Below are 20,939 nucleotides of genomic sequence, written 5' to 3' on the forward strand. Positions count from 1 at the left end.
TGACAAACTTGATGTTGTCTTTTTGGCCTTTGTCCATTTTGCGCTTATCGTTGATGCCCTTATGTGAACAGAGCCTAGGCTTTTTTTAACGAGTTTGATAATGCTTGTATAATGGCAAGTAACATAATAAAACCTCCGTCTAAAAAGAAAAAGCCGATAGCCGCTATATTTCAAGCGTGCTATCGGCTCTGCGTCTGTGCGTCTGGCTCTTTAATAACTGATATATTTAGGTGTTTTACATTGATTAGTGTTTCATGCTTGCATTTCGGGCAAAATTAGTGAATATTTCACGTTCTGAGAGCCATTGGTACGCTTTTGAGATCCATTTACATTTTGCCAAGCATGAGGATACTCAAATGGTGCTTCTGTATCAATGACAAGGGCTAACGCCTGCGCTAAAGCGCATCATTGACACAAAATCCCCATTTGAGTAAGGGCAGATAAGCAAAAGTAAGGGTGGATCTGTTCTGTGAACCATTGGAGCTATTCGAAAATATCGCTGGCTCCATTCGGGCATATGTATGGAGCTCTTGGCGTGAAATAATCAATTAGTGGAAATCGTTCAAGTACCGTATCTTCTCGTACTTTTAACCGTGTTTTATTACCACAGATGGGGCATAGTATCCAATTATCTAAATTCAATAACACCACCTCAATCCTCAACTGTAAATATTTCTTCGATTGAAACTCCAAAGACTTTCGCTATATTCCATGCGAGTACCAATGAGGGATTGTATTTTCCTTTTTCGAGATTGCCTATTGTTTCGCGACGAACTCCGACTTTAGAAGCAAGTTCTTCTTGTTTCATGTCAAAACGCACACGATATTCTTTTATCCTATTTTTAATCATTATCTGCCCCTTTTCGTTCTTTCCATTCCAAAATAATAAGTGCAAGAGTAAATGCAAAGATTGTAACTGCAAAACTCAATCCAAAGGACATAGGGACAGCTTTAGTTCCGTCGTAAACATAGGAACATACAAACATAAAAGGAACAAGAGAAATCATTTCTGACATAAATGCAAACGTAGCTGCTTTCTGGACATTAAGTCGAAAAAACTCATCGGGGATTACCCAAAAATATCGAATGTAATATGCAAATCCCAAAAATCCATATAACCCAGTATTCTCGGTACACCAACCTAAAATAGCTATTAGTGCCAAGAGAGATAAAAATCCTAAATAGTTGATTTTTTTCATAGTAGTTTTCCTCCTTTTTTTTGTGGTGTATTTCGCACTTTATGTTATAAATATACCACGTAAGAAGTTTCGTGTCAAGCGTTAATAAAGGTACTGGAAATAGAGGAAACATGAACAGGGGGGCGAATAGCTTATCCGTAACTAAACAACAAGTTAGAAAGCGTTATAATCTTTGCAGTTTGCAATTTTTTTCTTTCGCTTTTGTTTGGCATTTTAGAAACTTTTCCGTAGTAGGAGATAAGAAAAAATTTTTGAAAAAATTCTCTCAAAACTTCGGCAAAATTGCTCTGTGTGGTGTTGTAGGTATTGAGAGGAAAAGCAGTGGGTTTGGGAAACTTCCCAACAAGCAAAAATCGCCCGCTGTCGGCAGACAGAAAACGGACGATTTTACGGAAAGGGTACCTCTTTCCTATGCTTGCTCCGAAACTTATCACTTTAATAAACATAGAAAGGACGGGAAAGGAATGGAAAGGAAACGGAAAATCAAGGACGGGCATATCGTGGTGAAAAATCCGCTATATCAAGAAATGCCAAAACAGGAAGTAGCGATAAAATCCGGCAGGACGCTCTACCGCTTTACGGGAAGCTATGACGGGGAAAGGAGCCTGCCCCACAAGGTTCTGCGCCTTATGGGACAGGAAAAAGCAGAAAAAGATGTTGAAGAATAAACGGAAAGCCGCTATAATAGCTTCAAGCAATCCTGTATTGGCAGACTGCCCGCCGATGAAAGGAGCAGAAATTATGTTAAGGCAGTCTGACAAAATTACCGCCCTCTATTGCCGCTTATCACGCGATGACGAATTACAGGGCGACAGCAACAGCATTGTAAACCAAGAAAGCATTTGTCAAGGGGACTTTCACCCAAAAGATGAAAGTCCCCGATAAACTGGAAGTTAGTGTGCTTTTTTATAATAGGCGCGGAGAATAGGCTCCAGCTCCCGCCACTTGATCTCATACTCCTGGCGGTAGGTCTCTACGGTGCGGGAGGGGGTAATGAGCTGCTCCTTGCCCCGATACTTCATGGTGTAGGGCTTGAAGGCGCTGGAGTCCGGGTTCATGCCGTGCAGGCCGTCCAGAAGCTCTTTGCCCTCCTCCAGGTTGCGCAGGAGCGCGGATACGGTAGACAGGCCCTCCTCATTGGGCGGTATGAAGTCGTGGATGTCCGCCCCGTGCTTCAGCAGCTCGTCCAGCACCGCCTTGAGCATCTCTCGCAGTCGGCGCTGTTCCTCCCTGGCCGTTTCCACACGGTAGTCGGGATAGGAATCGTGAGCGAACTGGTCGTACTCCTCCAGGGCGTGCTGCCAGGCGGTGAGGCCGTAGGAGGTTTTCTGATTTGGGTCCATCCCCATGTCCAGCAGGCGGCGCAGTAGCAGAAAATACTGCTTGCTCCGCTCCGGACCGGGGCCCACGGTGTGCCTCGCCCGCATGAAGCACTGGCCCACGGCGTCATACCAGATGGGGGCGGAGAAATTGTTGCCGTAAGGGTTGACGGCATCCGCAAAGTTCACGTCCGCCCCCCGGTCCAGCAGCAGGTGGGCCACCTCCAGGTTGTCACTCTTGATGGCCACCATCAGAGGGGACTGACCATCGTCCTTTTTGGGCGGCGCTTTGGCAAGGCAGGAGATCAGGTCGGGCTTCTTGTCCAGAATGGCGGCGACTTCATCCACTTTCCCCTGCCGAATACAGACAAACAGCTTTTTCACAGCAAATCCTCCCCTCAAGTGTGACTATTCCGATTTGTCGAATTGACCTGCCCAAAGTATAGCACAAAGCCGGCCAGCGTTCAACCCTCATTGCAGGGCTTTCAGCAAAGTTGCAAGCAATGCAATCTTCCGTAAGATTGCGTATTTTGGCAGGAATCCCTTTCCGGTATTCCTGCCAAAATGCTTGTTGGTGACATATCCCCAAACCCCTGAGATCATCACCTGCGGTGATGGCTGCGCGTTCCGTTGGAACGCTGAAAAACAAAATCAGGAAGAAACTTATTGCCGTGACTTCTGCGTGTCCCTCTGCGGTTCCCGCCCGGTAGGAATATCCAGCAAATGCTCCACATTCGCCCGGACATTATGGAGCTCCTTCATATCAGCCCTGGCCTGCTTGTAAGAAGAATAGGCTTTCCGTTTCTGTTCCAGGAGCCCGGCGTATTCTTCCCGCAGAGATTTAACGGAGGGCAGCTTTGTGATCCCCAATCCGTCAAAGTGTTTCTTCGCCGCCTGGTGCAGCAGGATTTCCGTCTCATGCGCCGCACGGAATTTTTTGCTGTACCCGGCTTTCCGGTATTCCACATAGACTGTCCGTGTTTTGGCATAATTGACGATCTGTTTCTGCAGCTCCCCGTTGGCGGCCATCTGCGATTCCAGCTCCTTGATCTGTACCGACAGCGCATTAAAATTAGCAGTAGCAATATCTGATTTTTTCTGCAAATCCTCATAGTTCATATCGCCATGCTCTTTGAGCCAGATCACCGCCTGGGAGAGCTGTTTTAAGTTGAACACCTTCGCCCAGCGTTCATATCCCGGACCTTTGCCGGAACGGATTGCCGCCTCAATATCCACCAGAAGCCCGACTTTGGAAACCGGCCTTTGGGGAGAAATACGGCGCGGCTTTGCCGTCCGTGTGCCGGCAATCCGTTCTTTGATGGCCTGCTCGGTATAGTCGCCTTTCAGTGTGTCACACCGGGTATATCTATCATCAGGTGACAGGCGAAAACGAAGGTGCTTTCGCTCCCGGTTGACTTCAATCCCAGCCGCCTCCAGCTTTTTCAAAAGTTCTTCAAAGTCCTTCGGCTTTTCTTCCAGGGCTGCGTCGATTGCCTGTCGCAGCTGTTCCTGGTGGGAAGGCTGTTTCTGACTTCCCATCCATGTGCCGTAATGCTCCCGGCTGGGTTTCGGATTCTCCACAATGGAAAGCCCATGCTCCAGGCACAGCTTGTCATTCATGCGCCGGATCGCCCATGTAGAGCCCCAGAAGTTGCGGAATTTTTTCTGGCAGTCCAGCGTGGTAGAATTTATGATGATGTGGTTATGGACATGGTGTTTATCCACATGGGTACAGACAACAAAAGCATGGTTTCCCTTCGTCAGTTTCAATGCCAGCTCCCGGCCGATCTGGTTCGCTTCTTCCGGCGTGACCTCGCCGGGTTTGAACGCCTGCCGGAGATGGTAGGCAATCACATCATCCGCGCCCCGGTTTCTTCCGGTCAGGTTCGCATACTGGCGCTTGGATAAAAGGAACTCCGCATCAGCGGTCTGGGTGTCGCACTCATGGCCATAAATGAATTTCCCAAAATCGGTTTTCTGCGGATTCTTTACATAGTCAATGATGTCCGCTATGGCCGTGGAAATATCCCGGCCTTTCCCAACATGCAGCGGCATGAGCCGAGTGGTTGCCATATCTGTCACCCCCTTAATCCAATATTGGCCCTGTTACCGCTCCGGCTCCTTTTTTGCTTTCGTCCTGTCACTGTGCGCCTGCTGCCCGGCATTTTTATTCAGGCTGTCACGCACGGACGGTTTCTGCTCCTGGGCCGGCACACACTCCCGTCTGGCCTGGGAGAGAAACAGGTCGGTAAGTCCGGGATTGCAGCGGTCCACAACAAAGTAAACACTCCGGTCATATCCGAAACCGTCCTTATCCTCACAGACCGGAACCATCTGCGCCCATGCTTTGTTGTCCCGTGAAATGCGCCCGTCGTAATCTTTCTGCCGGACCGTGTTGGCAAGGACATAAAAAATCCGGCCATAATCAAACTGCTGTAATACCTGCTGCACACATGCCGGGCCTAAACGGTTATCCCGGTAGTTGTCCGCAATGGCCTGTTCGATTGCCTCCCTGCACGCAATGTTTGCTTTGTGGGAAGCGTGGTACTGATCCAGTTCCCCATGCTCATGCGCATAGGTGGCAGAATGAAAATAAATTGGCGTTGTATCTTTCAATGAAATCCCTCCAATCAAAAAGCTGCCGTAACAGACAGCCATAATTATAGAAAAAGGGCGGGGCTGCCAATGCGCCCCGCCGAAACTGTTTAACCAAATATAAAATCTTTCAGGGCGCCATTTACGCCGCCGATCATGCCGACCAGCCAGGCCGCCGCCATCGGCAGGCCGTATGGGCTGATAAGGAACGCGATCACCAGCCAGGACATTCCCGGCCAGAACCCGGCAGCGAAGAACAGCGCCAGCGCTGCCAGAAGAACAATCCCTGACAGAATCCCCAGCACAGCGCCGGAAATCACAACAAGAAATTTGCAGAACAAATAAAGAATCCCTGTAACTATTACAAAGGGAAGTGCCAGCAGTTTGCCAATCAGACGCATACGTGCGCCTCCTTTCCTAATCCCATGTCCGATTTTTCAGGACATCCAGGTATGCCCGAAGGGTATTTCAAAGAGAAGCATATTTACCCCTCCAGTAAAATTTTACCGTGCCGGCCTGCGGAAAGCAACGGCGGTTCTTCCTGTTTACGAAATGTTCGCAAATCCCCGCAGCAGCTTATCCATGCCGTCCCACAGGCTGTCCAGGCGGGTGCGCAGATCGTCCACGTCGGCAGAATAAACACTTCCGGTCTCATTGGCGCGTCTGGCATACTGGTTCAGGTTATTGGAGCAGATACGAAGGAGCCGTATCATTTCCTGGATGTCGCTCATATCCAGATGGATAATATAACCGTCAACCGCCATCTTGCGCAGATATGCGGACAGGTTGGTAATGCCGAGCTCCGCCATGCGTTCCCTTACCAGCTCCGCATCCTGCTCGGACATGACGAACTCTGTGCGGACGGATTTTTTATTATGCCCGCCCTTCATCGTTCCGGCTCCTTTTTCGGGGCAGGCGGTTTATGGGTGGGGGCGGTTGTCCGGGACTCTTTGAGCCTTCCGCGCAAGGTATTCTTTTTCAGGCCGTCAATATATTCTTTTATATTGCCATTTGTGGCATGGCAGGAGCGTTTGAGCCGTTCCCGTTTCAGGATTACGGCAAGCTCCCGCTCGTCCTTTGGCAGATCGGTCATCGACTTTGGGCTCCCATGTACCGGCATCAGCTCATTCATAAGCTGTCTCCGATCCTGATAAGGAAGCGTGATACTGGCTCCGTCCTCAAACACAACGGCCACTTTACCAATGGGGCAGGTCAGCAACTTTACCCGTTCCACATGAGCCCCATATTCAAGCGGGTATATATCGCCGACCACTTTTCCGTCTTGCACGTCTTTGATCGAGAGGGCATAGGCAAGAACCGGGTCTTTTGTCTGTTCATGGTAAAACTTCCACACATTATTTGCATGGCTGCCCTCCAGATAGACCTCCCATTCCCGCAGGGTATAGGTGCCGCACGGCCTCGACATCCAGAGAAGCCGCCGGTCCTCCGGTTCTCCCGATAGAGCCAGCTTTGGGATCAGCTCTTTATCCATATCAAAATCATCCTTGTAGTGTTGCGTGTGCAGCTCCATGATCTGCCCCAGGCTGTCCAGTATATCCACGCCCTCAAATCTTACCGCGCCCATCAGCGTTCCCTCTCTGCCATCAACGGCGCTGCCTGTTTTGCTTCATGCTCCGAACGTTCCGCCTTCAGCCGTTCCATCAGGGAAGGTTTCTCCGGCGTTTCCTCCAGCAGCGTCTCCGGGGCAAGCTCCCGGATTTCCTCGTAAGTCTGCCCGTCCGTCAGGTCGGGGCGCTCCGGCGGTTCGTTGTTGAGGCGTCCGTCCAGCATATTGTAATTGCCGGTCTGTCCTTCCTCGTAAAGCTCCGCATTACGCAGATAGCTCTCCGGCGCCTGGAAGGGCTGTCCGGCAAACATGATCTCCCTATGGGGCGTAAACTGTGAGAGCACGCCGTCCCGGAGCCTTGCAAATTCTTCATACTGGCCCAGGGTAAGGCCGCGCTCCAGCATTTCCGCCTGGGTATGCGCCCAGCCCTCCCCATAGAGAAAATAGTACATATCCGGCTGGTCGCAGACAAAGCACAGGGAGCCGTCCTGATTGTCATAATAAGACGCCTGCATATCCTGATAGTGGCAGCGTTCCTCACGTCCCAGGTACACCCGGTTATCTGCGCCCAGCATGGCGACCATGCCCGCATAGTTGCTGTGGACCGCAGAGCGGATTCCCACCAATGGGTCCGCCTCCGGCATGATCTGCCTGCCGGGAATCTCATTGCGCTTTTCCGCTGCGTCATTTCTCGGCGCCACTTCCTCATGGGCGCGGGCATCCAAATCCGGCTGTGCCGCACGTTTTTTAATTGCGCCCGGTTCCGGCTCTTTTTCCTCCACATAGTAGCGGACATTCGCCGTGGCATGGCGGCCGGCTTCGTCCGCATAATCCTGGGCGGCTTTTTCAGAATCAAATTCCAGAGGCTTTCCGTCCTCTTTGCACCAGCCCTCCGCACGTCCAAAAATGGAAGAGCCGCTGCGGACCGCCCACACGCCGTATACTTTTTCTTTTCCCATCCTGACCCTCCTTACCGTTCCTGCTGTTTCGGCGTTTTCTGCTTTTTGTCCGGTTCCGCCGTCTTTGTTTCTTTTATCTGCTGCCGGACCGAGGCCCTGTGCTCCGGCTCCCTTTCGGAATCCGTGATATTGACATACTCGCCGATGATGTTCAGCGCCTCATGGTAGCTGCCGGAAGCAAACACCCGGTCCGACATTTCTTTTGCCTGGTCCGCCATATCATTCCTGCGGAGGGTGCGGGCCGCAATCCCTACCAGGTTGAAAACATTCCCGTCCTGGCCGATCAACGCGCAGTCCGGTTTCTCCGGCTCCGGCGAAGGCTCACTGATAAAGCCGCCCAGACGGTTCGGTACAAAATCGGATAGCCAGGTACCCCCGAAATCCGCATGGGTCTGTAACCGCCAGATGGCAAGTTTCCCGATGTCCAGCTTTACATCCTCGAAAGGGTAGAGCAGGCAGGTAAGCTCCCCATACTGGAAAGCTGAAACGTCCTCAAATTTACTGCCGTCCTTCAAAATGCCCGCCTCGGTGAACATATCATTGATCCCGTCCACCCATTCCTTCAAATCCCCGCCGCAGCCCTGCAGGATCAGGCCGTCTTTGCCCTCCATGCCCCGCAGGTCATCAGTTGTGATCGTGTTGATATTCATAAAACCGCCTCCTATCGTTCCTGTTGATGGTTGGTTTTCTGCCGGGTGGCTTTGGCCTCCGGCTGTTTTTTTAGCTGCTTACGGACGGAAGGCTTTACTGCCGGCTGCCACATATCCGTTAAAATGGCAGAGGCCGGCTGTTCCCATTCCTTCCCGAATCCACGGATCACAGTCCCGTACATGATCCCGTTATCCGCAAACATTTTCAAAGTGTCAAAGGCCCGGTCAAATAATTCTATATTCCTTGCATCCACGCTGGGCGCAAAATGGATCACTCCTACAGGGTAATCCCCTCCGGTACCGACCCAGCCCCGGACAAATGCGTCATAACCCTTTGTAATGCCGGCAGCCGCAAGCTCACCGGCATGGCTGGAATCCAACAGACTTGTCACTGCATACTGCCGGCCTAAGACCAGCAGCCCTGTGTCCGGGTTATACATGAAGCGCCGGTTGTCAATCTGCTGTATGTCAATGGCCTGCGTCCATGTGTCGATCCGCATAATTTCCGGTATGACCGATATTTTTACTTTCTCGATAAACATCCCTCCCGATTTTTCTGTCTGTCCGCAACTTAGGGCTGTTTCAGGGCGCCGGAGTATTCTTATTCAGCCGCCCCTCAAACCGGGTTCTGTAATCCTTGAAAATCAAGCCTCTTTTTGGTTAAGTTGCGGACATATTACACCTGGTTCTGCCTGATCCGGCGCTTGCGTTCCCGCTCGGATTTCCGTCTGGCAAAGGCGCGGCAGGAATCCGAACAATATGCCTGGCTGGTGGTGGGAAGATACGCCCTGCCGCAGACCGGGCAGGTTTTCTGTTTCAGGGAAGTGTCCTCGCCCGTAAGGGCAGATTCCAGAGCCGGGTCCGTCGGCAGCACCGCCTCCCGAAAGTAGCGGCAGAAAGAGCCGGTCCACCATTTATGCAGCATATAACAGGGGCAGTCCAAAGGGCGGCAGAGCTTATCCTGGCTGTCATAATTGGCGCACAGCTCCGTCACCTGCCTTCGGACCGCCGCCCGTTCCTGCCTGGTTAATTCCCGTGAGGGCGGCCCGCTCATTTCCCCCTGCCTTTCTTCGCCGGGAATTCCAGCCTGAAATTTACATATTTTCCACCCGTGTCATCCAGCAGCACCACCGCGTCATATGTCTTTCCGGTCTTTCCGCTGTAAAGCCCGGACATGGAAACGCGGCCCTCTTTCAGAAGGGCCGCCGCAACAGGCTTTGTTATGGTTTTTTTCTTGCCGGAAAAGAACTTATTGTCTTTCCACAGCGCAAAGGAGCAGTCCCGGTTATCGCAGAAGAACCCTTTTTTGCCCTCATACACGGAAGTACCGCAGCGGGGGCAGGTACCGACAGCTTCACGCCCATTTCTTTTTGCGTCCGGGAACAGGCCCGAAAAACGTTCCTCCGGGGCATGGTGTTCCTTTACCAGCGCACGGCTCATATCCGCGATCTGCCCCATAAAAGTATCTGCGGCCAGCTCGCCGCGTTCCACCTGCTTTAACATGGATTCCCATTCCGCCGTCAGGACAGGAGATTTGATGTTATCCGGCAGCACCAGGATCAGGTTTCTGCCTTTCTCCGTGGGGATAAGCTGTTTCTTCCTGCGCTCCACAAAACCGGCAGATACCAGTTTCTCCAGTATGGCGGCACGGGTGGCCGGGGTGCCTAACCCCTTGCGCTCGGCGTCCTCCGGCATGTCCCCGGTACCGGCGGTCTCCATTGCCGCCAGAAGGGAATCCTCCGTATAGTGCTTCGGCGGGGATGTCTTGCCTTCCCGGACGCCAGCAGACACCTTTTCAAAGGTCTGGCCCTCCTGCAGCGGCGGCAGGGCAGCATCTTCACTTTCTTTTTCTTCCGTCTTAGACTGTTTCAGGCCCATGCGGTGAAGGCGTTCCACTTCCTTCCATCCTGTCTGCAGCACGGCTTTTCCCTTTGCCGTGAAGGAATGGCCCCGGCAGTCCAGAACCGCCGTTACCGCCTCAAACCGGTGGACCTGGGCCGTGGCAGAAAGGAGCCTTGCGGCGATCAGCGTCAGTACATCCCGCTCCCCGGAAGGAAGCTCCGATAAATCCGTCCGGGCAATCTCCACCGTAGGGATAATCGCGTGATGGTCGGTGACTTTGCTGCCATCCGTCACGCGGCCAATATCCGGTTCCCCGGCGCATCCCTTCCCAAAGGGCGTATTGCCCCGCAGCCAGAGGACCAGGGAAGCGGCGGTTGCCTGCATATCCTCCGTCAGATACTGGCTGTCCGTCCGGGGATAGGTCGCCAGTTTTTTCTCATAAAGCGACTGCACATAGTCAAGGGTCTGCTGAGCCGTATAACCATAAATGCGGTTACATTCCCGCTGTAAGGTTGTCAGATCGTACAGGCGGGGCGGCTGTACCGTCTTGGCCTGCTTTTCCACGGACAGCACCGAAGCGGCCTGCCCGTCACTTTCCATACGGATTTTTTCAGCCCCCGCCTTATCCGGCAGCTTTTCGCCGGAGGCAGTAAAGCCGCCGCAGGTGATTTCCGGCACATAAAAGGGTCTGCTTGTAAATGCCTGAATATCCGCCTCCCGCCGTACCAAAAGCGCCAGCGTTGGCGACATTACCCGCCCCACATTCAGCGTCGTGCCATACAGGACGGAGAAAAGCCGGGTGGCGTTAATGCCGATCAGCCAGTCAGCCCCGGCCCGGCAGACCGCCGCGTCATAGAGCTTATCGTAGTCGCTGCCAGGACGCAGGTGTTCAAAGCCGTCCCGGATTGCCGCATCCTCCATACTGGAAATCCAGAGGCGTTCCATTGGTTTGCTGCATCCGGCATATTGATAGACAAGGCGGAAGATCAGCTCGCCCTCACGTCCGGCGTCGGTACCACACACCACAGAATCCACCCGTTTGTCTTTCATCAGCCGGCACAGAAGGTCAAGCTGCTTTTTCTTATCCTTCGGCACTCCGTATTTCCATTCTTCCGGCAGGATCGGCAGATCGCCATAACGCCATCTGGCATACTGTTCCCCGTAAGCCTCCGGCTGCGCAAGCTCCAGAAGGTGCCCCACGCACCAGCTTACCAGATAGCCGCCGCCCTCCATGTAGCCGTCTTTTTTCTCATTTGCGCCCAGGACCGCCGCCAGCGATATGGCGACGGAGGGCTTTTCCGCAATTACTAACTTCAATTCCTGTAAACCTCCATTTCTTTGAAATAGAAAAGCCAGCATGGCAGCCGCCCTTTATAAGCCCGGTTCCTGCCGGGTTTTCTGACTTTCTCTGGGTTCCTTTGCCTCCTTTTCCCGGATCTTTGCTTTATTTGCGGAAAGCCGCTCCAAAAGCCCTTTTTCCTGTTTCCGCCCCAGGGTTTTCGCTGTCCGGTCATAATACTGCACCTTATCGGAGAGCAAATCCTCCGGCGCCACTTGGGAAGCATTCACTTCTTTTACCATATCCTCCAGTTCCTTTGCCTGCATATTCCCGTTATCCGGCACAATCAGGACTTCATGGATGGATGATGGAAGGACGTAAAAATCGGAACCGACCAGATCCCCGATTTTATCCAGTACGCCATCCCGCGCCAGGACCCCGGCGCCATCCAATCTGCTCTGGTTCGTCAGGACATACATAGGCACAGCGCCAGTTTCTATCGGTTCCGGTTGGTTAAACAGATTCGTAGGTTTAGCAGAAAACATAATCTCTGACATCACATCATCCATCGTATATAAGCAGACAGGGCTCCTGGCACTTTCTGCTGTAACTGCGTCATGGTGAAGCTGCTCCGGCGTAATCCCCCAAAGTCCCAGCATGTCATTTGTAATTATAGCCGAAGCTGTCCCTTCGCTGCCCTCCATGACCTGAATCCGGTAAGATGCCGCCAGTTCCCCACATGCAGTACAGGGTTTATCTTTCAGATATTCCTGATTCTTTTCCGGGTCGCACAGACGGATAGCAAGCAGCGGCCTGGCTGTTTCATAATCCTCCAATCCCTTCACGTCAATAGGAAGCTCCAAACTGCTCTCCATTTTTATCTGTGCGAGTTCTTTCATTATATCCTCCATCGGACGGCCTTTTCCAAACTGTTCCCCATAGTGCTCCAGATAAATGGTTGGCGTAACCGTTTCATCATCCCTTCGGATGATGAGCCCGGTAAGGGTCCGGTCATTCCCTTTTGTGACTTCTTTTAAGGAAATATCTGCATCCTGGTAGTCCGCCGGCAGATATTCCCGTATATGGTTTTTGATATATTCTGCAAATTCCTGGTTCATTCATTTCCCTCCCGTTTCCTGTTTTCTGGCCATTCATCTTCCTGCTTTCCGGCCTGTAAAAGACACATCAGCACGATGCCGGCAGACATTCCTCCGGTGAATGTAAGAAAGTGTGTAATCATGCTCCACATAAAAATCCTCCTAAAATTGGGTAAAGAAAAACGCCCACCGGAAAGTGAGCGTATCATCAAGTATCAGTTTTTTGTTATTTCATTTTCTTCTCGCTCCGGGTTGCCCTGGCAGGATAATCTCCCCAACCGGGATTTCCCGCAGCTCTTTCTTCATCTGGTGCGCAAACCGGATCGTCCTGACCGTGCCGCCTTTTTCCCTCCCGTCATACACGGCGATCACCCGGTCCGAATGTTCGGCCATGTAGCGGTTCCGGTGGGAATAGACGCTGGGGTGGTATTTTTCCTGCATGACAACAACATCCGCACAGGCCTCCAGCATTTCATAAGTCCGGCTCTTTTCCATCAGGCTGTCCAGGCGCTTTTGATAAGGGATAACCGCAACCAGCTCCAGCGCCGGATTTGTCTTTTTCTTTTCCAGTACGATCTCCGCGAAATACTGGTCCACACCATCCGCAAAGCCGCTCATAAAGCGGGTAAACCCGTCCGCAACGGCAGAATCGATTTCACGCCGCAGGGCCGTTTTTACACGGCCTATCTCTTTCTGCGGTAAATTCCTGTGCCCGGTGACAGAGCATGTCTTTCCTTCCATCTTCTTTTCCTCCATCCGATAGTTATTATTCTTTATTTCTCAAATTATAATAGATTTGTTTTAGCGTTTCAACGCAAATACCCTCTTTTATTTTGCGAATAAGGACAGGGCGTAAGGTACAATCTATTACGGAATAGGAGGTAATGGCAATGTATGAAAATTTCGTCCCGGAACGGCTGGCAAAGCTGCGGACTCAAAAAGGCGTGTCTGCACGCGATATGTCATTGTCATTGGGACAGGCAAATAACTACATTAACAACATTGAAAACAAAAAGTCCCTTCCCTCCATGCAGTCCTTCCTTTACATCTGTGAATATCTGGGCGTGACGCCCCAGGAATTTTTTGACGAGGGGAACCCGGCCCCGCAAGCCTTGCAGGAATTTATTGCAGAGGCAAAAAAACTGGATTCCAGGTCACTTTCTTATATCCTGGGGATTATGAAAGAACTCAATAACAGAAAATAAGCGGCCACGGTGCTGGCCGCTTTTTGCTGCCTTTCTTTTATTTTATCCTGCAATCCCCCCGATATGCCCAATCCCACTACCGGCGATAAGCCAAGAATCACTCCCGGAATGTCACTTTTTTATTTTCCTGTACTTCCAAATCCGCCTGCGCCGCGCTGCTCGCCAAGCTCTGTAACAAAATCCGCGATCACAACCGGAGTAATTACAAGCTGGCCCACGCGGGAGCCTTTGGAAAGCTCCTGGGTCTGGCTGCTTACATTGCTGATGATCGCGTGAATCTCCCCGCGGTAGCCGGAATCCACCGGCGGCAGCTCACAGACCAGCCCTTTTACTGCCATGCTGGTGCGTGGAAACACATAGCCCGCATATCCGTCCGGCACTTCAATCCCAAACCCAAGAGGGACCTTTGCGATCTCCCCCGGCTGTAACGTACAGTCATAGGGCATGTAAATATCCGCGCCGGCATCGTTCCCATGCGGACGGAAAGGGCGGCGGTCCTCCGGCACGCCAAAGTCGATCAGTTTGATCTTCATGCGCCGCCTCCTTCCAAAAGCGCCGGATAGTCCGTTTTCAGGATGTCTCCGGGCGTCATATCCGCTTTCAGCATGTTCCCGCAGGTCATTTTCCCCTCCAGGCATTTGTCCTGTTGGCAGAAGGGGCCTGTAAGATCAGGGGCAAACAGCGCTGGGCTTAAAGTATAAAGCTCCTGCCAGATTTTCAGGAGCACGATCCGGGTCTCGTCCGTATTGCGCCGGCATACCCGCTGGCCGATGATGTGTTTCCACTGATAGGGCGTGGCGCTGATAACCAGCACATTCCGAAGCCCCTGGGGCGTGGCATATCCCGCCGCATCATGGCCGATTCCCTCGGCGCACAGCTTTTCATAACAGTCCATGCCTTCGTGGCAGCTTTTTAAGTACAGTTCCCGGACCGCAGCCGTGGCGGTTATAATCTCATAAGGTATGGCAAAATCCGCCTGGCCTGCATAATTGCTGTACTGCAAAGACGCGCTCATAAACTTTACTTCGTTCTGGTGCCTGGTGATCTGTGAAAGGAACCGCCTGCTTGCCCCTACAACAGCAGCGGTGATCACTGCAAATTTCTGGACCGTCGGGTGGGGAAGGGCGCTGATGGCCGCCACAGTATCATCACTGAACGATTTTTCATAAAGGGCCATCAGATCGTCCATTGTGGCAATCCGGTGGCCCCTCTGGGTGAGCCGGGCAGCAAAGACCATGTTTTTCTCGGCCTCCCTGGCCGCCTGGCAGTTTAATATTTTTACTTCAATCCGTCTGATCGGTATGTCCCTCCTTTACAATGGCTTTCAGTAAGAACAGATAGTTGAGGCTGTCTGTGATCTTTTCCTCCCATGTGCTTATCCCGTAATCCGTATCATTGTCAAAGCACATGTCATACAGGGAAACGATATGCTTCGCCAGCATCCCGGCAAGGGCGCGCTCCGGCGTGGTGTGCTGCAAGGCTGCCGCCGCCTTAAAAGCCCCCAGCCGGTCCGTATCGTCCCCGGTATATTCCTTCGTTTTCTTTTGCAGTGTGTCGGCACAGAGCCGCACCTGCGCGTTAAATACGGCATTGACTTCCTGCTGTGTGATATGGCATCCCTCCTTTGAAAAATGGATTGTCCCGAATACTGTATAGAATCCGGGACAGTTTTACTAAAAGCAGAACAAAATACACATTATAGCTCTTATCCGCTGCATTTCAGGCGCTCGGCAGATAAATCCAGTCGTGCATCAGGCACACGCTGGGCTCGTCCTCCCTGGGGACCAGGTGGTAGGTACATTCCCCGTACACGGTCCGCTTGTCCTCGATCTCCATGCCATACGCCTTGTAGAAGCGGTATTCCAGGTTGGAAATGATACACCGCAGCGTCTGCAGCGCCTCCCGCTGTGAAGTCACGATCAGGTCCCGGTCAATGCTGCGCTTTAAGAACAGCAGGGATTTATAAAGCTGTACCTCCGTCCGGTAAGGGCGGTAATCCTCATGCTCCAGCCATCCGCTAAAGGCCACCGGCCCGCTCTGGACCACATCACGTTCCGGGTGGTAATACTCGTAGCAGTCCAGGTTTGCCGTATTCAGAAGATAGAGCATTTCCCGGACCTCATTCTCCGGCATATCATAGAACCGCAGAAGGGAGCGGTACAGATGGACGTAGCCGGGTATCGAAACAATGGTATTCACCATAGAAAAATCCTCCTAAATAGCAGGTGCGGGAGCAGAGCGCCCCCGCACTGGTTTCCAATATTCTTGTTAATCGTTTACAGCCGCCAGCTTTCCCATGACAATAAAGCGGCTCTTACTTCCGGGCGTACAGGTGGAAAGGGTCAGCACCTTGTCACTGGAAGTCACCGTAACATCGGTCTCAATGACAGACCGGTCCGCCATTTCAGAAAGCCATGTGGTGTAGGCCCCGTCATCCTTCCAGCTAAGCCTCCAGGGGGAGGTGTCGCTGCCGGATTCCGCCGGTTTCGCCTCAAATGCGGAGAAAACCTCCATCACATAACCGCCGTCAGGGGTGACAAGGTACATCTGCGGGTGCCCGTCATAATAGCTCTGTCCGCCATATTCATTCAGCGCGGCGAACATGGAGCCGTCCCGCATGTTGTGGCCGTAGATAATGGTATTGCGGTCTGAAAAATCCGCCTGATTCTCATAGTCTGCAAACAGGCAGCCCACCTTGTTATAGGTGCCGTCATACAGATGGCGCAGGTAATACTCGTTATTGTCTGTCTGCGTTACCGGATAGTTGATGGCCGTATCAGGAAGGTTGAGCCATCCGATGATGTCCGGCCCGTTTTCCCTGAGAGCCTCAAAATCAACAACAGGGAGGACCGTACTTGAATCCTCCCTGCCTGTTTCTTCCTCTGCCCCCGGTTCTTCCGGTTCCCCAGCCTGCTCCGGTACTTCCACATGTTTTGCCAGCCCGTTATAGGTTCCGGCACTCTCGGCATACTGGCTGAGGTCGCGGACGATCAGAAACCCGCTGCCAAGAGCCAGCAACCCGCAGAGGGAAATCACCGCAATGCCGGCAGCCTTTGTCCTGGCGGTATTTCTGCTGTGCTTTCCCTTTTTTAAATAGACCACGGCAAACAGCCCGCCGCCGATCACAGCCAGCGCCAGAAGCCCGCCATACAGGAAGATGAAATTATCATCCCCGGTCTGCGGTACCGCTTTGCCCGGATTGGACGGGACAGTCGGATTTGAAGGATTATCCGGGGTGGACGGTGTTTCCGGATTGTCCGGCGTTTCCGGTTTCTCCGGTTTTTCATTGAAGAACTGGACCGTTGCGGTTTCGTCCGCCTTGATCTCCACCGTGGCAGCGTCAGGAATGATATAGTCCCTGCTTGCCCGGTTGGAGATTTCCGTTACGGTATAAATGCCAACGCGCAGCCCTTTGACCTCGATCACGCCGGATTCCGGGGAGGTAAAGGTCTCACAGTAGGAGCCGTCCGCATTCTTGACCTCAAAAGCAAACCCATCCTTGCGCCCGTCGCTGGAATCCTTCGTGATTTTCAGGTTCCCGCGGTACGCCTCATTGGTAAAGCCGCGCCCGGCCTCGCCGTTTTCCACAACGGCCACCTGGCCGTCCTCGGTGATTTCAAAATAGTAGGCGTTTTCATCAATCTGGTAGCCCTCCGGCGCCTTGCTTTCTTTTACAAAATAGCCCTTTGCCAGAAGGCCCTCCGCCGTGTGGTAGCCCGCATCCGATTCTTTCAGTGTGCCAACCTTCGTATCTTCGGAATCAAATTCCTTATTGCCGTTGGCGTCCTCATACAGATCGAACACCGCGCCGGAGAGGAAACGCAGGAAGGTGTTGTTATCCTTGTCCTTTTTCTCCACAGAAGAAGGCTCGTCTACCGCTTCGGTTTTCATCACCTGCACGCTGCCCCGGATCAGGGTGTTTTCCACCTTAATCTCTATGCTCTGGCCGTCCACACCGATATAGATATGGTGCTGTTCGGGGCTTACCGTATAAAGCGCCGGAGAGGAAATTTCCTTTACGATCCAGTGGCCGTAAGGGATATTCTCAAAGGCAAAGCTGCCATCCTCGCCAGTAGTAACGGTAAGCAGCGCATTTTCCCCTGTAAATTCCTCGATATCGGGCTTAAACAATCCCATGACCGCGCCGGCCAGCTCCACATCCTCGCCGCCATCCGGGTTTTCGCCGGTTTTCACGCCGTCCACACGCCCGCGCAGCAGGTCATTGGGAACCGCCCCGCCCTCATTTACAAGAACCTGCACCAGCGCCGCCTCCTGGCCGGCATATTCAAAAACAACCGGATATTCCGTATCAGGGAGGATATAAGCGCTGTTTGTGGTGCGCTCCTTCACATAGTAGCTGCCAAAAGGCAGGTCGGAGGCAAAGGAAGCGCCATAGCCGCCCGCCTCATTCGGGTCAATGGAAACCACCTCCAGAAGCCCGCCTGCCGGGATCACGCTGCCGTCAAGGGCCGTCAGATCAGCGGAAGCATACAGCCCGAAAGAAATGTCTTTGTATTCCTCGTTCATGCCGAGTCCGAACAGCCCGTCCGTTTCCAGCGCTTTAGACAGGCTTACCGCCACCTTCTGGCGCTCGTCATAGAGGCCGGCCGCGGCCTGCGTCACTTCCACGGTTTCCCCCGCATAAGTAAGCTCCGCGTATTCCGGCTGGGTGTTTAAGACCATCCCCTCCGGCGCCTGGCGTTCCTCCAGACGGTAACGGCCCAGGTACAAAAGCCCGCTCTGTGCCGTTCCATCCTCCCCGGTGGTAAGGGTCTCCACGACGGCATCCTTTGCCGCCCTGAGCGTACCGTCGCCGGTATAAATATCTTCATCCGCGATCACGTCATAGACTGCGCCCGGAAGCCCCATGACCTCATACACCGGCTGGTACAGGCCGCCGTTCTCCTGGACGGAAGCGAATACCTCGCCGGTCTTGGTAATGGTAAGCTGCCCCTTCTGCGGCATATTGTGCTGTGTGACCGTGACAACCGACTCGCTGCCGTCAATGGTAAACGGCACCGGCTCACTGGAAAGCACATAACCGTAGGGCGCCGCCACCTCATACAATTCATAATCTCCGGTGTGCAGAGGCTCCGGCAGCATCAGCCAGCCTTCATCCGAAACATAGAAGGTATCAAGGGTTTCCGGGTTCGGGTAGTAGATTTCCTGGGTGACAAGTTCCCCGGTGGACAAATCCCTGATCTGGAAGCCGGTGCCCGTCATCGGGATAATATTGCCGGTCTCCGCGTCGCATTTCTCCACACGCAGCCTTGCGGTAATGGTACGGTTATTCAGGATATAGCTGTAAGTCTGTCCGTTAGAGGAAACAAAGACCGTAAAATCCGGGATAAATGCCTTCCCTTCCTCGCCGGAAACCTGGTGCACCGTGTAATGTCCGTAGGGGAGCATTTTGGAGGAAGCGAAGCCGTCCCCGTCCGTGGTGAGCAGGTCACGCTCGCTTTCCTTCGCTGCGTCATAGCTGCCAGCCGCTTTCAGATAGACCTCAAAAACTGCGCCGGCCTCCGGGCGCTCAATGACGCCCTCATTGGGCTCGTCCGTATTTTCATCCCCGGACACATCCGGGTCCAGGTCGTCCGTATGCTTCACAAGCTGGATGTTTCCGTAAATGACCGTTTCCGTGACCTGGTTCTCGGTGGTGTTCAGCTCCACTTCATAAAGCGTGGGGGAGGCGCCCACCTCATAGACCGTATCGTTTAAGAGGTAGCCGGTGCTCGGCTCAATCTCCCGCACGGTCCAGTTATCGCCGCAGACATAGTACCGGGTCATAAAGCTGCCGTCCGGCCCGGTAGTGTAGGTGTCTACCAGCTCGCCGTTGTTATAAATCCCGTAAACTGCCCCTGCAAGGGTGGCGTCGCCCTGGGCGGCGCCGGTATCTGCGTCACTCTTTACCACATGGACACGGAATTTTTTCAGGATATTGCTGAAATGCACCGTGGCGGTCTGGCCGCTTTCAATGGTGGCATACTGCGCGGAAGGGGTCACATAGCGGTCCACCGGCAGCTCCTTCACCAGATAGGTGCCGGGCAGCAGCTTTTCCTTGATCTGCCCGTTTTCCCCGGTAGTGACGGTTTCATCCACCTTGTTCCCCAGGATGTCCGTGCCGGAGATTTGGAAAGGAATCCCGGACACAATGCCGTCCTCGCTGGTCTTGACAATCTTTGCGGTGCCGTAGGTCTCGGTCTTGATCTTTACAAAGAAGGAGACCGGGTCGCTGGCGCCGGTCATCATGGTCTGGTAGCCCGGCCTCCCCCAGATCAGCATGTCGTTAGCAACCGGAATATCCTTTCGGAATTCAAAGGCGACAGGGTCCATGATCATGTTCTTGCTGGTGAACGTGTACTTGTTCCCGCTCCTTGTGGCGGAAACGCCGCTGCCTTTCAGGGTCTCCAGATCGATTTTCAGGTTATTGGTGTCCGTGACGGTCAGGGTATAGACTTTTTTCTCCGTGTCCCATTTCAGCTCCAGTTCCGGGGCTTCACTTTTCTTCGTGGAAGTAAAGGAAAGGACCGTGGAATGGGAGGCGACCTGTGAAAGAATCCAGTTGTAGGCCTTTTCCGCAGGACGTCCGGCAATCACGCTGAAATACTGGTCTGCATTTGCCTGGCCGTTCCCATGCCGGCTGTAAGGGTCGCTGCGGAGCTGCTGCTGGTATTCCCAGAGGATGATCTGCGTCGCCATTTTATAATCGTCCTCGTTAATGCCGGACACAGGGAGGGAAGCGCCGGGTTTCCAGCCGTAGATTGTCGTGAGGGTAATCCCCCGCCTTGCCTCGGAAGGGAGCAGGTTCAGGTAATTGCTGTTGGTGCCGCTTTCCGACGTATAGGTATTGTCGGAAGTGTTATAGGCAATACCGCTTTCCACGCAATAGACATGGTGGCTCACCCCGCCCGAATCTGTCAGCATGTAATGCCGGTAGGCGCTGCCGCCAGAGCTGGTGCGCACATCCATCGTCCCGTCAGAATTGTAAACAAGGTAGGTGTAAGGCGCCGGCGCATAATAATGCCGCCCGTCAGAACCGACGTACTGGTCTCCGAGCCAGGAGCTTGCCTTCTGGCCCACGGAGGCGGCGGACGCCTGGGAAGGGAACACCCCGCAGAGGCATACTGCGCAGAGCAGGAGCGCCAGGAGCCTTTTCAGGCCGTGCTTTTTCATATTTACCATAGAAATCCTCGCTTTCTTGTATTGGATTGGAATATAAAAGGACAG

The 20,939-nt window shown here is 53.1% G+C and carries 24 protein-coding genes and 1 pseudogene; 2 read left to right on the top strand and 23 right to left on the bottom strand.

What is annotated here, in order from left to right; translation table 11 throughout:
* Positions 1-179 precede the first annotated feature (179 nt).
* The 4 genes and pseudogenes from NFS22_RS14080 to NFS22_RS14095 form a co-directional block, all read right to left on the bottom strand.
* Positions 180-275 (bottom strand): annotated as a pseudogene (locus tag NFS22_RS14080) (cysteine-rich KTR domain-containing protein); the annotation flags it as partial.
* A 208-nt stretch (positions 276-483) separates the two neighbouring features.
* Positions 484-651, bottom strand: a complete 168-nt coding sequence (locus NFS22_RS24095; RefSeq protein ID WP_420908869.1) for a cysteine-rich KTR domain-containing protein — start codon at positions 649-651, stop codon at positions 484-486.
* A 1-nt stretch (position 652) separates the two neighbouring features.
* The gene (locus NFS22_RS14090; RefSeq protein ID WP_016218514.1) at positions 653-850 is read right to left on the bottom strand and encodes a helix-turn-helix transcriptional regulator; all 198 of its coding nucleotides are present in this window, start codon (positions 848-850) and stop codon (positions 653-655) included.
* Positions 843-1,199, bottom strand: coding sequence for a DUF3796 domain-containing protein (locus NFS22_RS14095; RefSeq protein WP_217957277.1), 357 nt, complete (start codon positions 1,197-1,199; stop codon positions 843-845). Before NFS22_RS14095 ends, NFS22_RS14090 begins: the two co-directional genes overlap by 8 nt.
* Before the next feature lie 110 nt (positions 1,200-1,309).
* Between NFS22_RS14095 and NFS22_RS14100 the strand changes: the two genes are divergently transcribed.
* Complete coding sequence (locus NFS22_RS14100) at positions 1,310-1,867, top strand: hypothetical protein (protein ID WP_237076248.1); 558 nt, start codon at positions 1,310-1,312, stop codon at positions 1,865-1,867.
* A 225-nt stretch (positions 1,868-2,092) separates the two neighbouring features.
* Here the strand turns inward: NFS22_RS14100 and NFS22_RS14105 are convergent, their stop codons facing one another.
* The 14 genes from NFS22_RS14105 to NFS22_RS14170 form a co-directional block, all read right to left on the bottom strand.
* Positions 2,093-2,902 (bottom strand): ankyrin repeat domain-containing protein, encoded by an 810-nt coding sequence (locus tag NFS22_RS14105; protein WP_016289135.1) that lies wholly within the window; start codon positions 2,900-2,902, stop codon positions 2,093-2,095.
* A 279-nt stretch (positions 2,903-3,181) separates the two neighbouring features.
* Complete coding sequence (locus tag NFS22_RS14110; protein ID WP_132226436.1) at positions 3,182-4,591, bottom strand: relaxase/mobilization nuclease domain-containing protein; 1,410 nt, start codon at positions 4,589-4,591, stop codon at positions 3,182-3,184.
* A 33-nt stretch (positions 4,592-4,624) separates the two neighbouring features.
* Entirely contained in the window at positions 4,625-5,134 is a 510-nt protein-coding gene (locus NFS22_RS14115) for a DUF3849 domain-containing protein (protein WP_132226437.1), read from the bottom strand.
* Positions 5,135-5,223: 89 nt separating this feature from the next.
* Positions 5,224-5,514: a CD1845 family protein gene (locus NFS22_RS14120; RefSeq protein ID WP_132226438.1), complete on the bottom strand. Its 291-nt coding sequence runs from the start codon at positions 5,512-5,514 to the stop codon at positions 5,224-5,226.
* A gap of 144 nt (positions 5,515-5,658) precedes the next feature.
* Positions 5,659-6,003: a plasmid mobilization protein gene (locus tag NFS22_RS14125; RefSeq protein ID WP_016219341.1), complete on the bottom strand. Its 345-nt coding sequence runs from the start codon at positions 6,001-6,003 to the stop codon at positions 5,659-5,661.
* Positions 6,000-6,698, bottom strand: coding sequence for a hypothetical protein (locus NFS22_RS14130; protein WP_004056018.1), 699 nt, complete (start codon positions 6,696-6,698; stop codon positions 6,000-6,002). Before NFS22_RS14130 ends, NFS22_RS14125 begins: the two co-directional genes overlap by 4 nt.
* Positions 6,698-7,639, bottom strand: coding sequence for a DUF4316 domain-containing protein (locus NFS22_RS14135; protein WP_132226440.1), 942 nt, complete (start codon positions 7,637-7,639; stop codon positions 6,698-6,700). The genes NFS22_RS14130 and NFS22_RS14135 overlap by 1 nt, the downstream gene beginning before the upstream one ends.
* 11 nt (positions 7,640-7,650) lie before the next feature.
* Positions 7,651-8,289 (bottom strand): hypothetical protein, encoded by a 639-nt coding sequence (locus tag NFS22_RS14140; protein ID WP_004083346.1) that lies wholly within the window; start codon positions 8,287-8,289, stop codon positions 7,651-7,653.
* A gap of 11 nt (positions 8,290-8,300) precedes the next feature.
* Positions 8,301-8,831 (bottom strand): hypothetical protein, encoded by a 531-nt coding sequence (locus NFS22_RS14145; RefSeq protein WP_251318382.1) that lies wholly within the window; start codon positions 8,829-8,831, stop codon positions 8,301-8,303.
* A gap of 134 nt (positions 8,832-8,965) precedes the next feature.
* A complete protein-coding gene (locus tag NFS22_RS14150; RefSeq protein ID WP_132226442.1) occupies positions 8,966-9,343 on the bottom strand; it encodes a cysteine-rich VLP protein in 378 nt (125 codons plus the stop codon).
* Positions 9,340-11,490 carry a DNA topoisomerase 3 gene (locus tag NFS22_RS14155; protein ID WP_207905333.1) on the bottom strand — a complete coding sequence of 717 codons (2,151 nt, stop codon included), beginning with the start codon at positions 11,488-11,490 and terminating at the stop codon, positions 9,340-9,342. The genes NFS22_RS14150 and NFS22_RS14155 overlap by 4 nt, the downstream gene beginning before the upstream one ends.
* Before the next feature lie 12 nt (positions 11,491-11,502).
* Positions 11,503-12,528 carry a DUF5688 family protein gene (locus NFS22_RS14160; protein ID WP_132226444.1) on the bottom strand — a complete coding sequence of 342 codons (1,026 nt, stop codon included), beginning with the start codon at positions 12,526-12,528 and terminating at the stop codon, positions 11,503-11,505.
* Positions 12,525-12,659 (bottom strand): DUF3789 domain-containing protein, encoded by a 135-nt coding sequence (locus NFS22_RS14165; protein ID WP_132226445.1) that lies wholly within the window; start codon positions 12,657-12,659, stop codon positions 12,525-12,527. The genes NFS22_RS14160 and NFS22_RS14165 overlap by 4 nt, the downstream gene beginning before the upstream one ends.
* Before the next feature lie 79 nt (positions 12,660-12,738).
* Positions 12,739-13,248 carry an SLOG family protein gene (locus tag NFS22_RS14170; RefSeq protein WP_251318383.1) on the bottom strand — a complete coding sequence of 170 codons (510 nt, stop codon included), beginning with the start codon at positions 13,246-13,248 and terminating at the stop codon, positions 12,739-12,741.
* Positions 13,249-13,397: 149 nt separating this feature from the next.
* Here NFS22_RS14170 and NFS22_RS14175 point away from each other — a divergent pair, with 149 nt between their 5' ends.
* A complete protein-coding gene (locus tag NFS22_RS14175; protein WP_132226461.1) occupies positions 13,398-13,712 on the top strand; it encodes a helix-turn-helix domain-containing protein in 315 nt (104 codons plus the stop codon).
* 119 nt (positions 13,713-13,831) lie between these two features.
* Here the strand turns inward: NFS22_RS14175 and NFS22_RS14180 are convergent, their stop codons facing one another.
* The 5 genes from NFS22_RS14180 to srtB form a co-directional block, all read right to left on the bottom strand.
* Positions 13,832-14,245, bottom strand: a complete 414-nt coding sequence (locus NFS22_RS14180) for a dUTP diphosphatase (protein ID WP_251318384.1) — start codon at positions 14,243-14,245, stop codon at positions 13,832-13,834.
* The gene (locus NFS22_RS14185) at positions 14,242-15,015 is read right to left on the bottom strand and encodes an FAD-dependent thymidylate synthase (RefSeq protein ID WP_396627790.1); all 774 of its coding nucleotides are present in this window, start codon (positions 15,013-15,015) and stop codon (positions 14,242-14,244) included. Before NFS22_RS14185 ends, NFS22_RS14180 begins: the two co-directional genes overlap by 4 nt.
* Complete coding sequence (locus tag NFS22_RS14190) at positions 14,996-15,283, bottom strand: hypothetical protein (protein WP_004056045.1); 288 nt, start codon at positions 15,281-15,283, stop codon at positions 14,996-14,998. The genes NFS22_RS14185 and NFS22_RS14190 overlap by 20 nt, the downstream gene beginning before the upstream one ends.
* Positions 15,284-15,431: 148 nt before the next feature.
* Complete coding sequence (locus NFS22_RS14195) at positions 15,432-15,914, bottom strand: hypothetical protein (RefSeq protein WP_132226448.1); 483 nt, start codon at positions 15,912-15,914, stop codon at positions 15,432-15,434.
* 66 nt (positions 15,915-15,980) lie between these two features.
* A complete protein-coding gene (srtB, locus tag NFS22_RS14200; protein WP_251318385.1) occupies positions 15,981-20,894 on the bottom strand; it encodes a class B sortase in 4,914 nt (1,637 codons plus the stop codon).
* Between the last annotated feature and the right edge of the window lie 45 nt (positions 20,895-20,939).

It is taken from the genome of Flintibacter muris (genome assembly GCF_943192995.1).
In the GTDB taxonomy this organism is placed as follows: domain Bacteria; phylum Bacillota; class Clostridia; order Oscillospirales; family Oscillospiraceae; genus Lawsonibacter; species Lawsonibacter muris.

Bases quoted from the DNA above. Each gene is read 5' to 3' on its own strand.
- NFS22_RS14090 (WP_016218514.1), bottom strand. From the start codon at position 850: ATGATTAAAAATAGGATAAAAGAATATCGTGTGCGTTTTGACATGAAA.
- NFS22_RS14095 (WP_217957277.1), bottom strand. From the start codon at position 1,199: ATGAAAAAAATCAACTATTTAGGATTTTTATCTCTCTTGGCACTAATA.
- NFS22_RS14100 (WP_237076248.1), top strand. From the start codon at position 1,310: ATGAACAGGGGGGCGAATAGCTTATCCGTAACTAAACAACAAGTTAGA.
- NFS22_RS14110 (WP_132226436.1), bottom strand. From the start codon at position 4,591: ATGGCAACCACTCGGCTCATGCCGCTGCATGTTGGGAAAGGCCGGGAT.
- NFS22_RS14120 (WP_132226438.1), bottom strand. From the start codon at position 5,514: ATGCGTCTGATTGGCAAACTGCTGGCACTTCCCTTTGTAATAGTTACA.
- NFS22_RS14125 (WP_016219341.1), bottom strand. From the start codon at position 6,003: ATGAAGGGCGGGCATAATAAAAAATCCGTCCGCACAGAGTTCGTCATG.
- NFS22_RS14130 (WP_004056018.1), bottom strand. From the start codon at position 6,698: ATGGGCGCGGTAAGATTTGAGGGCGTGGATATACTGGACAGCCTGGGG.
- NFS22_RS14135 (WP_132226440.1), bottom strand. From the start codon at position 7,639: ATGGGAAAAGAAAAAGTATACGGCGTGTGGGCGGTCCGCAGCGGCTCT.
- NFS22_RS14140 (WP_004083346.1), bottom strand. From the start codon at position 8,289: ATGAATATCAACACGATCACAACTGATGACCTGCGGGGCATGGAGGGC.
- NFS22_RS14145 (WP_251318382.1), bottom strand. From the start codon at position 8,831: ATGTTTATCGAGAAAGTAAAAATATCGGTCATACCGGAAATTATGCGG.
- NFS22_RS14150 (WP_132226442.1), bottom strand. From the start codon at position 9,343: ATGAGCGGGCCGCCCTCACGGGAATTAACCAGGCAGGAACGGGCGGCG.
- NFS22_RS14155 (WP_207905333.1), bottom strand. From the start codon at position 11,490: ATGCTGGCTTTTCTATTTCAAAGAAATGGAGGTTTACAGGAATTGAAG.
- NFS22_RS14160 (WP_132226444.1), bottom strand. From the start codon at position 12,528: ATGAACCAGGAATTTGCAGAATATATCAAAAACCATATACGGGAATAT.
- NFS22_RS14165 (WP_132226445.1), bottom strand. From the start codon at position 12,659: ATGTGGAGCATGATTACACACTTTCTTACATTCACCGGAGGAATGTCT.
- NFS22_RS14170 (WP_251318383.1), bottom strand. From the start codon at position 13,248: ATGGAAGGAAAGACATGCTCTGTCACCGGGCACAGGAATTTACCGCAG.
- NFS22_RS14175 (WP_132226461.1), top strand. From the start codon at position 13,398: ATGTATGAAAATTTCGTCCCGGAACGGCTGGCAAAGCTGCGGACTCAA.
- NFS22_RS14180 (WP_251318384.1), bottom strand. From the start codon at position 14,245: ATGAAGATCAAACTGATCGACTTTGGCGTGCCGGAGGACCGCCGCCCT.
- NFS22_RS14195 (WP_132226448.1), bottom strand. From the start codon at position 15,914: ATGGTGAATACCATTGTTTCGATACCCGGCTACGTCCATCTGTACCGC.
- srtB (WP_251318385.1), bottom strand. From the start codon at position 20,894: ATGGTAAATATGAAAAAGCACGGCCTGAAAAGGCTCCTGGCGCTCCTG.